The sequence below is a fragment of the Butyrivibrio sp. XPD2002 genome, from assembly GCF_000423945.1.
In the GTDB taxonomy this organism is placed as follows: domain Bacteria; phylum Bacillota; class Clostridia; order Lachnospirales; family Lachnospiraceae; genus Butyrivibrio.
Genome location: NZ_AUIY01000008.1, coordinates 1 through 11796, shown reverse-complemented (window position 1 = coordinate 11796; position 11796 = coordinate 1). Strand labels below are relative to the sequence as shown.

Here is an 11796-nt window from a genome sequence, read left to right as displayed (position 1 = left end):
ACCGGCGCTAACAAACGAGAAGATAAAAGATGACAAAAGATATTATTCTAAACAAAACCAAAGCACTTATGTGTTTTTACCAGGAAGGCTGCTCAATGTGTCTGGAAGTGGAACCGCTGACTGGTATTCTGGAGAAAAAGAATATTGAGATTATCAGATTTTCCTGCGATGAGTCCCACGATCTTCTTTATGAATTTGGCGGTGATGGAACTCCATACTGGGTCCTTATTCTTAATGGGGAGATTGCTAAGGGAATTTGTCCGACAGAAAACAGAGATGATTTGTTTTCTTTTCTCACAGATGATTGCGGAATCTGTCTCTCCGGCGATGAATTTAATAATGCGATGCTTGAGGGCAAGGAAAAAAGAGAGTATCAGGAGATGGTAGTAGCAGAAATCCTGTTTCGCTCAAAGGAATCTGATGAAGATAGTCTGACATATGCCGCCAAGCTTAAGATAGTCCGCCCCTGTATTGTGTCGGAGACTGATGAGGAGCTTAAAAAGTGCATCAGTGATAACACAGAGCATTTTACCAAAAGACTTAAGGCATCAATGGAAAAAGAGGGTGGAGACACTGAGGCCAGAAGGAGAATGCTTGAGAAACTTCCCGGAATGGAAAAAGAAATCTTCAACGAGATTAAAGAGATAAAGGAAATACCTTCTCATTGAAGATTTCTTAATGCATCAACGTATTCTTTTAACTTCTGAATGAAAATATCTATTTCTTCTTTTGTATTTTCATAGCTTAGTGTAACACGGATAGAAGAGCGGGCATCGGCTGCAGACATACCGATGGCCGTGAGAACATGACTTGGCCGTGAGTTGGATGAGGAGCAGGCTGAACCGGTGGAAATAAATATTTCATTACCGGATAATAGTTCCATGATTTCTGCGCCATTTACCTCCGGGATTGAAAAATGAGCATTGCCAGGGAGCCTGTTCACGATGCTTCCGTTCAATTTTGCTCCGGAAATCTCGGAAAGAACTCTTGAAATCAGATAGTCTCTTAAATCCGTTTCTTTTCTAAATCTCTCTGACATGTGAATCCTGCTAAGCCTTGCCGCTTCACCAAGACCAATAATCGAAGGAACATTTAGCGTACCGGATCTTAGCCCCTGTTCCTGTCCGCCTCCATAAAGGAAAGGCGATATACGAACGCCTTTCCGTACATAGAGGAGACCAACGCCTTTAGGGGCTCTAAGCTTGTGACCGCTGGCTGATAAAAGATCGATATTCATGTCATTTACATCTATAGGGATATGCCCAAAAGCCTGCACTGCATCAGTGTGAAAAAGAATTTTCCCAGACCTGCACAGCGAGCCAATGGCTTTAATGTCAGTTATGGTTCCTATCTCGTTATTTGCAGTCATGACAGAAACCAGAGCCGTTTCCTCTTCCAGAGCGCTTTCAATGGAAGAAGCAGATACATCGCCATTTTCACTGGGCGAAAGAAAAGTGACACGGCGTCCAAGTTCTTCTATTTTTTTACATGGATTTAAAACAGCATGATGCTCTGTCAAAGAAGTAATGATGTGCCGATTCTCAGGCACTGAAAAAATAGCGGTGTTGTCACTTTCTGTACCGCCGGATGTAAAAACTATCTCGGAAGGATCTGCTCCAATTAATTCAGCACAAAACTCCCTGGCTTTTTCAACAGCTTTTTTTGCCTCAAGACCGAAATGGTGTGCTGCAGATGGATTAGCAAACTGCTGACTAAAATAGGGAAGCATAGCCTCCAGAACTTCCGGATTAACTTTTGTTGTTGCTGCATTATCAAGATATATCATATGTCAAAGTTTATAAAAATATAATAAAGGTTTAATGGTTCCTTTTATCCTAATATTATACAATTAATATATTATATTTCTAAGCAACACTCAATGATTTATATGGAAAGGACAATTGTTACTTAAGTAAGGCTGAGATGAGGCTGTAGTAACAAGGGTAACTGATATGGCTGATAATAGAGAGAAAGATATAAATGAAGTTGTAAAAAAGGTTGAAAATCTGACAGATCAACAGTTGGATAAAGTTGCCGGGGGTAGAAAAAATTGTCCACCAGGTCAAGTATTGGTAGGAGAAAGATGCCAAAAAATATCTAAAAATCGATAACGGATAATGTATCAATGAGAAACCCCTTTCGTTGCAGATTCGGTGGGAGTTCCTTCCAAAAAAATCACTATATATAGAGCAGTGAGGTATTTTCAAAATATCACACTGCTCTTTTTCTGATATTTTTTCTAGGTCTGCTTTGCCTTATTTGCAAAGCCAACTATACTAAAATTGCAAAGCTAACTTGGCAATATCAAAGCACAAAAATAGCTATGGGGCAGATTGCCGTAATACATAGTAGAAATTGATAAACATATTAAAGGATGGTGCAAATGCAAGGAAAATACCCGGTTATTACATTATGTGGAAGCACACGTTTTAAAGAACAGTTCATGGAAATGCAGAAAAAGCTGACGTTAGATGGCAATATAGTTATCAGCGTCGGACTGTTTGGGCATTCAGGTGATTCCGAAGTCTGGGAAAACATGGATGAAGGGACACTGACTAAAACAAAAGAAATGCTTGATGATATGCATAAACGTAAGATTGACATGGCTGATGAGATTTTCGTAATTAACGTTGGTGGTTATATCGGAGATAGTACGAGGTCTGAGATAGACTATGCTATGTCACATGGAAAGAAAGTAAGGTATCTCGAGGAATCATAATACGGATGCGCTGAAAAGAGAAATTCATGGAAATGATGCCTGATGCAGATTTGGAGCTCCCGGCTCCAAAGAAAAAGAAATAGTGTGAAGGAACTTTATTTTACCACATATGAAGAATATGGTTATCAATATTGCAATCATGAATGTGTATTACGACATTAAAATGTCATATACTAAAACCATCACAGAAACAAAGAAATTGATTACATAATAACTATCAGAAAGCGTGGTATTGAAATAGCACAAAATAGTGCGAACAGTAAGATTGGAGGAAAACAAAATGTTTGGAATTATTGGTGGACTTATACTTGGTGCAATCGCAGGCTTTATCGGAAGTAAAATCATGAGTGAGAAATCCGGAACACTTAAAAACATCATACTTGGTGTTCTTGGAGGAGTTGTTGGTGGATTCGTATTTAAGCTCATCGGATTTACTGCAACCGGACTTATCGGAAGCCTGATAGTATCAACTGTAGGTGCTTGTATCTGCATCTGGCTTGGAAGAAAGTTGTTTTAAAGGAGGTGGCGAGTATGATGATGGTTACTACAGAAACAATTTCTGGAAAGAATCTGGAAATGATCGGACTTGTAAAGGGAAGTACAATTCAGACAGTCAACGCTTTTAAGGATATAGGCTCCGGACTCAAAACTCTGGTGGGAGGCGAGCTTGGAAGCTATACCGAGATGATGACCAAGGCAAGAGAACTTGCTACAGACAGGATGATCAAGGAAGCGGAAGCCCTTGGCGCTGATGCAATAGTCGGTGTAAGATATTCATCTTCTTCAGTAATGCAGAGCGCAGCTGAAATAATGGCTTATGGCACAGCAGTGAAGTTTGCCTGAGGAGCTATTTTGATAGATGATGAATCATTTGGGGATTGGCCCTTTGCTTCATGAAAATTGGAGTGGAGGGCTTTTTATGATATAGAAATTTCTCCGAAATTCCTATCATAAAAAGCGCTCCGCTATGGATGCGCACTCGCGCGATAGGAATATGTTGCCTTCAGCAACCGCGCTCGGCGCGAGAATGTCGCAAGCGACATTCTTGTATAAAAAAGAAGATCCCTCTCGGAATCTTCTGGTAGTGCCTGCTGATTATATTATGATTACCAAACGAAGGTAACTGCGTTAGCAATATCTTCGGAGATAGTATTATCTTTAACGAGTTTTCTGAGCCATTTTTCGAGATCGCCCACCTTGTGGTTTGTCTGGATAAAGTGAATGCTCTTGCCTTCTACGTCACTTGAAAGAAACAATTCGTACATATACATAAGAGAAACCTCCATTTAATCATCTTATTTTTGTTTCATTCATTTTGGCCATTTGAATGTTCTTTTTCGCTTACAGAAAATATATCGATGGGTGGTCCGGATTTCTTTAGGGCATTTTCAAATGTTTATTAATATCTTTTTTCAGGGGATATTATGAAAATTTGATTCATTTTTAGTGGTTTAGGAAATCGGTTATTATACTATGAATATAATGACAACTAATTATGTTGGTGTTATTATTCGATATATAAGAGAGATAAGCGGAGCGGAAAAAGAGCTCCCGGAAAGGAAAAGACATGACAACAATGAATCGCAATTATTGCCTCTATAGCGAAAGTTATGAATCATCACTCCAGTATAAATCAGAGTGGATGTTTAGTTTCATGTGCCCATTTAAGGATAGGCAAATGCGAGAAAATGTTGTTTTAGCAAAGGTTCGGATGGAGTAAAACGGATCAGGAGCTTATAGATAAACATGTTTGCGTACCGCTTACCTTAGATGACAAGGCAAGCGGTTTTATTTTGCTTGAAAATAGAAAGCAAGAAAGGAGTCAAAATTGACACAGAATATTCCAGCGATCGATATGGTCGCTACGGGACAGAGAATTACAGATTTAAGAGTGGCAGCCGGTATGTCTGTTAGGGATTTACAGGATGTGTTTGGATTTGCTACTCCGCAGGCGATTTACAAGTGGCAGCGCGGAACAGCGATGCCAACATTGGATAACTTAGTTGTATTAGCATCTGTTTTAGGAGTTGCTATGGACGATATTATTGTGATTGAAGGGGAATGCCTTTATAGACTAAGCGCATAAATTGAATATAGGGAGTGAAAGCTCCCACACGGTCTCCTGGTCTAAAGGTTAGGACACAGCCCTTTCAAGGCTGAAGTACTCGGTTCAAGTCCGTTGGGGATCACTATGGGTAGGTAGCCTAGCGGCGAAGGCAGGGGTCTGTAAAACCCTGACAACTGAAACAGCGTGAGTTCGAGTCTCACCCTGCCCACTAAGTTTGCGTGACCGAGATGGCTTATGGTGTCGCCCTGCTAAGGTGATGTGCGGCAACGTACCATTGGTTCGAATCCAACCGCAAACGCTCAGTGTCATCCGATGACACTATACAGATCAGGAATCCTGATCCATAATGCAATTACAGAAACACAATAGTTGCTGCGATACTGCAGCGGAAAGTAAGGAGAAAGATTTAAGATGTACTACGTAACTATCAACAAGCAGTTTAATAACAAACAGTTCATGCAGTTCTGCAAAAATCAGAAGTGCTTTGTTAGTTATGCAAATTGCAAGTTGGTGGTAAATAGCCCGGGATCCGGAGATTAAGGACAATCCTGAGCATTGAAAATAGAGGTTCATCTCGATATCCACTTAGCTTGCGTGTTAAGTGGATTTTTTAATGCAAAAAAGGAGATAAAGAAAATGGATTATCCGGTAATAGATATTGAAGGAACAGGAATAAGAATTAGAGAACTGATAAGAGAAAGCGGTCATACAGTCCCAGAGGTTTCAGAATACCTCGGAGCGAGCACATCGCTTGTGTATAGATACTTAAGGGGAGAAGTGCTCCCGAGCATAGACAGGATCGTGGCACTTTCGGTTTATCTTGAGGTCCCGATTGATGACATAATCGCAGTTTCATAAGACTGCACTTTGCGGTATAGCTCAATTGGCAGAGCATCTGGTTTTTAAGTGAGATAGCAAATCTATGATTTGCGTAATCGAACTTAGGCAGAGACGATCCAGGAGTATTGCAGGTTCGAGTCCTGCTACCGTAACCATGACGTAGTAGCCAAGCTGGAAAGGCAGCGGACTGCAACTCCGCGAGCGCGAGTTCGAATCTCGCCTACGTCTCTTAGGGCTTGTAGCTTAAATGGTAGAGCGGGAGACTGAAAATCTCCGAGAGGCGGTTCGATACCGTCCGAGCCCACTAACAGTATTTTGCTGTGAAAAATAGATTATTTGCGCTCTTGGCAGAACGGTTATGCAACGGACTTTTAATCCGTGCTTTGTTCAAAGCGAAGCGGGTTCGACTCCCGTGGGGCGCACTTGCCGTCTTAGCTCAGTTGGCAGAGCAGCGGTCCCTTAAACCGAAGGTCGTGAGTTCGAAGCTCACAGGCGGCACTGATGCGGTATAGCTCAATGGTAGAGCACCTGACTCTGACTCAGGGTGTTGCAGGTTCGAGTCCTGCTACCGTAGTTATGGACATATAGCTCAATTGGCAGAGCATTCGGCTGTTAACCGAAGGGCTGTGGGTTCGAGTCCCTCTATGTCCGCTAATCCAGGATAGCTCAATTGGTAGAGTGCCCGCTTCATACGCGGAAGGTTATGGGATCATGCCCCGTTCCTGGAATTAACTTTTTGCATATAAAGTGATTATGAACTACAAATCACCTAAAAATAGTAATTTGACAGAAAAATTACTGTTAAATGGCTATTTTTCTGATATATTAGAACTATGTTTTTGTTGGTGGAGCGAAAATATGAACCTAAGACAATACATCCCTTCAAAAGATTTTGATGAGATAAAAAACTGGATAGACGATGAAAGAACACACGCGATGTGGTGTGCAGGCCGCTTTGAGTATCCTCTTGAGCAGGAGAATTTTGAAGCTGTTATGAAGGATATGGCATCACAGTGGGGAGATACTCCGTTTGTGGTAAGCCAGGATGATGGAAGCACTGCGGGGTTCTTTTGCTATTCATTAAATGACGAGACAAAAGAAGGCATGCTGAAGTTCATCATAGTCAATCCGGAGCTTCGCGGAAAAGGAGTAGCTAGGGAAATGCTGGAACTGGCATCAAACTATGCCTTTGAGAAAACCGGAGCCGAAGCGGTTCATCTGAACGTTTTTACCACAAACATAAGGGCTAAGAAGTGCTATCAGAAAGCAGGCTTTACAGAACGGAACGTTACAGAAAATGCATTTTCATATAAAGATGAATCTTGGGGAAGATGCAACATGATAAAGCACAGAGAAGATAAAGGAGGAGCGGTATGATCACAAGAGATGAGGCTTTTGAACTTTTGAAGAAGTATAATAAGGACCCTTTTCACATCCAGCATGCACTGACAGTTGAGGCTGTCATGAAGTGGTACGCAAATGAGCTTGGGTATGCCGAGGATGCTGAGTACTGGGGAATTGTAGGCCTTTTGCATGATATAGACTTTGAGCTGTATCCGGAAGAACACTGTCTTAAAGCTCCTGAACTTTTAAAAGAAGCGGGAGTTAGTGATGACGTCATCCACTCTGTGTGCTCGCATGGCTATGGAATCACCGTTGGCTGTGGAACAACGATAGATGTGGAGCCGGTTCATGAGATGGAAAAAGTTCTTTTTGCGGCAGATGAGTTAACAGGTCTGATCTGGGCAGCAGCTCTTATGAGACCCTCCAAGAGCACGAAGGACATGGAGCTTAAGTCTCTTAAGAAAAAGTATAAGAGCAAGGGCTTTGCTGCAGGCTGTTCAAGAGAAGTGATTGAACGGGGAGCACAGCAGCTCGGATGGGATCTTGATAAGCTGCTCACCATGACACTTCAGGCAATGGCGGAAAAAGAAGACCTGATTCAAAAGGAGATTGCTTAACATGAAAGTACTTTTTATGACTTGTCCCTTAAACTAATGTTTAAGTAATTCTCGGTAAAAGTATAAAAATTACCTGGAATTACTTGAAAAAGTAATAGTAAAATGTAGTACATTCAAGTAAAAATAGGTACAAAACCAAGGAAAGGAATCTAATGGTAAAAAAGATAGTCAGAGACCAGTTCTTTTTACAACAAAAGTCAGAGCCGGCAACCGAGGCTGACAAGCAGGTTGTAGAGGACCTTCTGGATACATTAAGAGCAAATCAGGACAGGTGCGTGGGAATGGCTGCGAACATGATAGGCGTTAAGAAGCAGATCATCGTGGTGGCAGCAGGACCCTTTATTTTCCCTATGATAAATCCGGTTATAACCAGGAAAACCGGCGAGTATCAGACGGAGGAAAGCTGTCTTTCGCTGGATGGTGTAAGGCCATGCACGAGATATAAAGAGATTGAGGTTGATTATCTGGATCAGGACTTTAAGCCCAAGCATGGAAAATATACCGATTTTACAGCGCAGATAATACAGCATGAAATCGACCATTTTTCCGGTATTTTAATATGATTTGAATGGAAAAATAGAGAGAATTTTTTTGCAGAGATAGATATATATTCAAATGCGGGTTCATATTAAGATTATTTCATCAACAAATTATCTAAGTCACAGGGGACAGGAGGAGAATCTATATGACACCCAGCATTTTAATTCTTTTAACAACAATTACAAATGGTAGTTTTTTACTCTTTTTATATCTCAAAAAGAGGGAAGAGAAGAAGAAAAAAGAGACATCTGAAAACTGATTCCTACTTATGCAATAGTTGTAAAGAGTTTATAATAGAAAACAGTTGTATTGAAAAAAATTTTGAAAAGGGAACAGGAAATCATGGTATGAGTGGAGCAATGATGGGATTTATCATCTGGGCGGCAGTTGGAGCCATTATAATTTTGATGGGAATCAAAGATATATTTTCGAAAAAGGCCGCAGGCTTCTGGGCTAATGTCGAACAGTTTCCGGTAAATGACATAAAGGGGTATAACAGAGCGACAGGGATTTTGTTCATACTCTACGGCATTATTTTTATTGTGTTAGGACTTCCCTTATTATCTGGACAAAACTCACCGGTTATCCTACTCTCAGTATTGGGAGTGATGCTGGAAACTATAGTACTTATGGCAATATACATAATAGTGATTACTAAGAAATATAGAGGTTAAATGCCTCTATATTTTTGATGAGGAAAAAAGATGAATATACAGATTTTTGGCACTAAGAAGTGCAACGATACCAAAAAAGCAGAGCGTTTTTTCAAGGAGAGAGGCATAAAGTTTCAGTTCGTTGATCTGAAGGAAAAGAGCATGAGCAAGGGAGAGCTCACTTCTGTTGCAAGTGCTAACGGCGGAATCATGAACATGATAAATCCTGATGCGAAGGATAAAGATGCTATTGCGCTTATCCAGTACATTGCGGATGAGGATAAGCTTGAAAAGCTACTGGAAAATCAGCAGATACTTAAGACTCCGGTAGTGAGAAATGGTAAACAATCCACGCTGGGATATCAGCCAGATGTGTGGAAAAAGTGGGAATAAATATATTGGCAAGAAGATAATGTGGGAGACTTTTATGACAAAGGTTGGGGATTCAATAACGATAAATAAAACTGTGATAAGGAACAGGCTCACCATGGCACCGACAGTAAAATTTGATTATGCAGGTGCTGATGGAAAGGCTACTGAAAAACACATAGAGCATTACAAAAAGCGCGCGGAGCATGGCTGCGGCCTGATATGCGTTGAGGCAACAGCTGTAACACCCGGAGGAAGATTCGGGAAAATCCACATGGGATTGTGGGATGATGACCAGATCGACGGACACAGACAGATTGCGGAAGTTTGTCATAACGCCGGGGCAGCAGTCATCATACAGCTCAACCATGCAGGGCTTAATGCCAATCCTGAGCTTGGAGAAGTGATCGCTCCCTCAGCGGTGCCTACCCGCGATGAGAATGTTCTTGCTAAGGAGATGACTGTAGAAGAGATCCATAAGATGCAGGAAAGCTTTGCAAGTGCTGCAGTTCGCGCAAAGAAAGCCGGATATGATGGCGTGCAGCTGCACGGATGTCATGGCTATCTGATCAATCAGTTCATGTCAAAGAAGACCAATCTCAGAACAGATGAATACGGCGGAAGTGACGAGAACAGAGCTAGGTTTGGCGCCGAGATAATCCGCATGATCAGGGAGAGATGCGGCGATGACTTCCTTATATCAGTTAGAACTGCCGGAATTGAGCCGGACATAGCAACAGCAATAAAAATCGCAGAAGAGTATGTTAAGGCAGGCTGCCACTATCTTCAGGTTTCTACTGGAATCGAATGGGATGATCCGACTCTTAAGGACGAGGGAAAACCGTACAATCAGATATGTGAGCTTGGCGTGAGGTTCCATGACCACTTCAAGGGACGTGTTCCTGTTTCATGCGTCAACGGCATATATGAACCCGAGCTTGCAAAATATCTTATAGAAAATGACCTTGTGGACACAGTAGATCTGGGAAAAGCAGTCCTTGCAGATCCGGCTTTTTGCGAGGCGGTATTAAACGGAACACCTTTCGTAAAGTGTTTTTGCTGCCCGAATTGTCAGTATGGCCCCGGAATGCCGCATAAATGCCCGGCCAAAAGAAAGGTAAGTTAAATGTTTTTTATAATGGGAATTTCAAATGGCAGGAAGGACTTTGATTCCAATCAGCTGATCACCTGCGCCATTTGTGGAAAATATGGACGCTTTAACGTGTTCATGACATATACTGTGCTGTCGCTGTTTTTCATACCGACCTTAAAGTGGAACAGGCATTACTACGTGCAGACCAGCTGCTGCGGAACAGTTTACGAGCTTGATCCGGAGATAGGAAAAATGATAGCCAGAGGCGAAAGCGTGGAGATTCTGCCAGGTCATCTGACTCAGGTGAGCAGCGGAAGAGGTTACACAACTGGATACAAGCAGTGTAGACAGTGCGGCTACGAGACAACAGAGGATTTCGATTTTTGCCCGAAGTGTGGGACGAGGTTTTGAGAGGCATCGCCAGGTTTGCAACAATTTCCTCCGCCCAACTGTATTATAAGTAGATTGGGGATAAGAGGAGGATTGTTTCTTATGAAAAAAACAATTTTTGCAGCAGCTTTAGTGATGGCTTTTGCCTGTTTGTGTGGATGCGCATTGTTTAAGGGGCCTATGCCTGAGCTTTCAAGCGAATACTATGTTGGAACCTATTATGGGGGCTGTGGATATGGCTCCTACTATGACTGTTTTTCAGGAAAAGTGATTGTCTGCACAAACAAGGATCTGCTTGTATATATGCCCGATGACTTTTCCAGAGAATACGAGCTCGTGAAAACACTCAAGCTTACAGATGATCAATATGATAGAATTGTGAGCTCAGTCAATCGGAAGAAGCTATATTACCTCAATCCCAGGGAGCGGAACGATATCTGCGATGGCGACTCGACGTATATAATGCTCTATGATGAAAATAACGAGCTTTTAAAGAATTGTGGCGGATATATGCCGGCTAACCAGTCTTTCCTTTCGATGTATAAGAATCTGTTGAACTATCTACCTATGGACGAGCTTTACCAGATTCGCTCCGACTGGGCTGATCAGATGATGGCAGAAGACGGAATGTCCAATGAGGAAGAAGAGCTTACTGATGAAGATAAAGCGTACAATGAAGAACTTGCCATAGCAGCCCTTGGTGATAAGGCAGACACCTTCAATATGGACACTTTTCATGAGGTTTGCGAAGAATTAAAAACCGGCCAGCTCCAGTCTGTTGTAGCAGGCGAGGATGGTCCTGACCATTATCTTGATATCGTAGCTGGTGATGGCACAAACTATCGCTATTTTCATGATGGTTCCGGCGCACTAATGGGCGTTGAGAACATGGATACGGGGGAGTGGCCATATTATTCGTGTGAGTGATTGCTTATGAAAAAACGTGCGAAAACACTATATTTATAGGAAATATATTCGTGTTACTATTCACAGTTAAATAGATTTAGAAATGAAGCTCACTTTGTGGGCTTTTATTTTTGTATTAGGTATAATTAGAATGTCAAACAAAATCGGCAGTTTACGATCGGCGGTTTGCCAGGGAGTAATATAAGAGAAGAATCCTGTTGTATTTCCAATTATGGAATAAATCAACAGGCAAAAAT

The 11796-nt window shown here is 41.7% G+C and carries 18 protein-coding genes and 11 tRNA genes; 27 read left to right on the top strand and 2 right to left on the bottom strand.

The window, feature by feature from the left end; all coding sequences use genetic code 11:
* Positions 1 to 29 precede the first annotated feature (29 nt).
* A complete protein-coding gene (locus G587_RS0105235) occupies positions 30 to 668 on the top strand; it encodes a hypothetical protein (protein ID WP_026491379.1) in 639 nt (212 codons plus the stop codon).
* On the opposite strand, the gene G587_RS21490 is transcribed toward G587_RS0105235, so the two are convergent.
* Positions 662 to 1786, bottom strand: coding sequence for a cysteine desulfurase family protein (locus tag G587_RS21490; RefSeq protein ID WP_035785851.1), 1125 nt, complete (start codon positions 1784 to 1786; stop codon positions 662 to 664). The two genes, G587_RS0105235 and G587_RS21490, sit on opposite strands and share 7 nt — an antisense overlap.
* A 166-nt stretch (positions 1787 to 1952) precedes the next feature.
* Here G587_RS21490 and G587_RS25350 point away from each other — a divergent pair, with 166 nt between their 5' ends.
* From G587_RS25350 to G587_RS0105210, 4 genes are all read left to right on the top strand, one after another.
* Positions 1953 to 2111, top strand: a complete 159-nt coding sequence (locus G587_RS25350) for a hypothetical protein (protein ID WP_155829431.1) — start codon at positions 1953 to 1955, stop codon at positions 2109 to 2111.
* A 272-nt stretch (positions 2112 to 2383) separates the two neighbouring features.
* Entirely contained in the window at positions 2384 to 2719 is a 336-nt protein-coding gene (locus G587_RS0105220; RefSeq protein ID WP_026491378.1) for a hypothetical protein, read from the top strand.
* A gap of 280 nt (positions 2720 to 2999) precedes the next feature.
* Complete coding sequence (locus G587_RS0105215; RefSeq protein WP_026491377.1) at positions 3000 to 3236, top strand: GlsB/YeaQ/YmgE family stress response membrane protein; 237 nt, start codon at positions 3000 to 3002, stop codon at positions 3234 to 3236.
* 14 nt (positions 3237 to 3250) lie between these two features.
* The gene (locus tag G587_RS0105210) at positions 3251 to 3562 is read left to right on the top strand and encodes a YbjQ family protein (RefSeq protein ID WP_026491376.1); all 312 of its coding nucleotides are present in this window, start codon (positions 3251 to 3253) and stop codon (positions 3560 to 3562) included.
* 263 nt (positions 3563 to 3825) lie between these two features.
* Here G587_RS0105210 and G587_RS25345 read toward each other — a convergent pair whose 3' ends face one another.
* Positions 3826 to 3990, bottom strand: coding sequence for a hypothetical protein (locus G587_RS25345; RefSeq protein WP_155834537.1), 165 nt, complete (start codon positions 3988 to 3990; stop codon positions 3826 to 3828).
* Positions 3991 to 4574: 584 nt separating this feature from the next.
* On the opposite strand from G587_RS25345, the gene G587_RS0105200 reads away from it, so the two are divergent.
* From G587_RS0105200 to G587_RS0105100, 22 genes are all read left to right on the top strand, one after another.
* The gene (locus G587_RS0105200; protein ID WP_026491375.1) at positions 4575 to 4805 is read left to right on the top strand and encodes a helix-turn-helix domain-containing protein; all 231 of its coding nucleotides are present in this window, start codon (positions 4575 to 4577) and stop codon (positions 4803 to 4805) included.
* A gap of 30 nt (positions 4806 to 4835) precedes the next feature.
* A tRNA-Glu gene (locus G587_RS0105195) sits at positions 4836 to 4908 on the top strand.
* 4 nt (positions 4909 to 4912) lie between these two features.
* Positions 4913 to 4995 (top strand) — tRNA-Tyr (locus G587_RS0105190).
* A gap of 4 nt (positions 4996 to 4999) precedes the next feature.
* Positions 5000 to 5085 (top strand) — tRNA-Ser (locus tag G587_RS25340).
* 113 nt (positions 5086 to 5198) lie between these two features.
* Positions 5199 to 5327, top strand: coding sequence for a hypothetical protein (locus G587_RS26455; RefSeq protein WP_256379303.1), 129 nt, complete (start codon positions 5199 to 5201; stop codon positions 5325 to 5327).
* 96 nt (positions 5328 to 5423) lie between these two features.
* Complete coding sequence (locus G587_RS0105180; RefSeq protein ID WP_026491374.1) at positions 5424 to 5645, top strand: helix-turn-helix domain-containing protein; 222 nt, start codon at positions 5424 to 5426, stop codon at positions 5643 to 5645.
* Positions 5646 to 5655: 10 nt separating this feature from the next.
* Positions 5656 to 5782, top strand: a tRNA-OTHER gene (locus G587_RS25335).
* Position 5783: 1 nt separating this feature from the next.
* Positions 5784 to 5855 (top strand) — tRNA-Cys (locus tag G587_RS0105175).
* A gap of 4 nt (positions 5856 to 5859) precedes the next feature.
* Positions 5860 to 5931 (top strand) — tRNA-Phe (locus G587_RS0105170).
* Positions 5932 to 5965: 34 nt separating this feature from the next.
* Positions 5966 to 6049 (top strand) — tRNA-Lys (locus G587_RS0105165).
* A 3-nt stretch (positions 6050 to 6052) separates the two neighbouring features.
* Positions 6053 to 6125 (top strand) — tRNA-Lys (locus G587_RS0105160).
* A 4-nt stretch (positions 6126 to 6129) separates the two neighbouring features.
* Positions 6130 to 6201, top strand: a tRNA-Gln gene (locus G587_RS0105155).
* A gap of 4 nt (positions 6202 to 6205) precedes the next feature.
* Positions 6206 to 6278, top strand: a tRNA-Asn gene (locus G587_RS0105150).
* A 4-nt stretch (positions 6279 to 6282) separates the two neighbouring features.
* Positions 6283 to 6355: transfer RNA gene (locus G587_RS0105145), tRNA-Met, on the top strand.
* A gap of 130 nt (positions 6356 to 6485) precedes the next feature.
* Positions 6486 to 7004: a GNAT family N-acetyltransferase gene (locus G587_RS0105140; RefSeq protein ID WP_026491373.1), complete on the top strand. Its 519-nt coding sequence runs from the start codon at positions 6486 to 6488 to the stop codon at positions 7002 to 7004.
* A complete protein-coding gene (locus G587_RS0105135; RefSeq protein ID WP_026491372.1) occupies positions 7001 to 7588 on the top strand; it encodes an HD domain-containing protein in 588 nt (195 codons plus the stop codon). The genes G587_RS0105140 and G587_RS0105135 overlap by 4 nt, the downstream gene beginning before the upstream one ends.
* 152 nt (positions 7589 to 7740) lie before the next feature.
* Entirely contained in the window at positions 7741 to 8151 is a 411-nt protein-coding gene (locus tag G587_RS0105130; RefSeq protein WP_026491371.1) for a peptide deformylase, read from the top strand.
* 324 nt (positions 8152 to 8475) lie between these two features.
* Entirely contained in the window at positions 8476 to 8802 is a 327-nt protein-coding gene (locus G587_RS0105120) for a hypothetical protein (protein ID WP_026491370.1), read from the top strand.
* Positions 8803 to 8832: 30 nt separating this feature from the next.
* Complete coding sequence (locus tag G587_RS0105115; RefSeq protein ID WP_026491369.1) at positions 8833 to 9174, top strand: arsenate reductase family protein; 342 nt, start codon at positions 8833 to 8835, stop codon at positions 9172 to 9174.
* Between the two features lie 34 nt (positions 9175 to 9208).
* The gene (locus G587_RS21485; protein ID WP_051200766.1) at positions 9209 to 10276 is read left to right on the top strand and encodes an oxidoreductase; all 1068 of its coding nucleotides are present in this window, start codon (positions 9209 to 9211) and stop codon (positions 10274 to 10276) included.
* Positions 10277 to 10654 (top strand): zinc ribbon domain-containing protein, encoded by a 378-nt coding sequence (locus tag G587_RS0105105; RefSeq protein WP_026491368.1) that lies wholly within the window; start codon positions 10277 to 10279, stop codon positions 10652 to 10654.
* Positions 10655 to 10735: 81 nt separating this feature from the next.
* The gene (locus G587_RS0105100) at positions 10736 to 11560 is read left to right on the top strand and encodes a hypothetical protein (RefSeq protein ID WP_026491367.1); all 825 of its coding nucleotides are present in this window, start codon (positions 10736 to 10738) and stop codon (positions 11558 to 11560) included.
* Positions 11561 to 11796 lie beyond the last annotated feature (236 nt).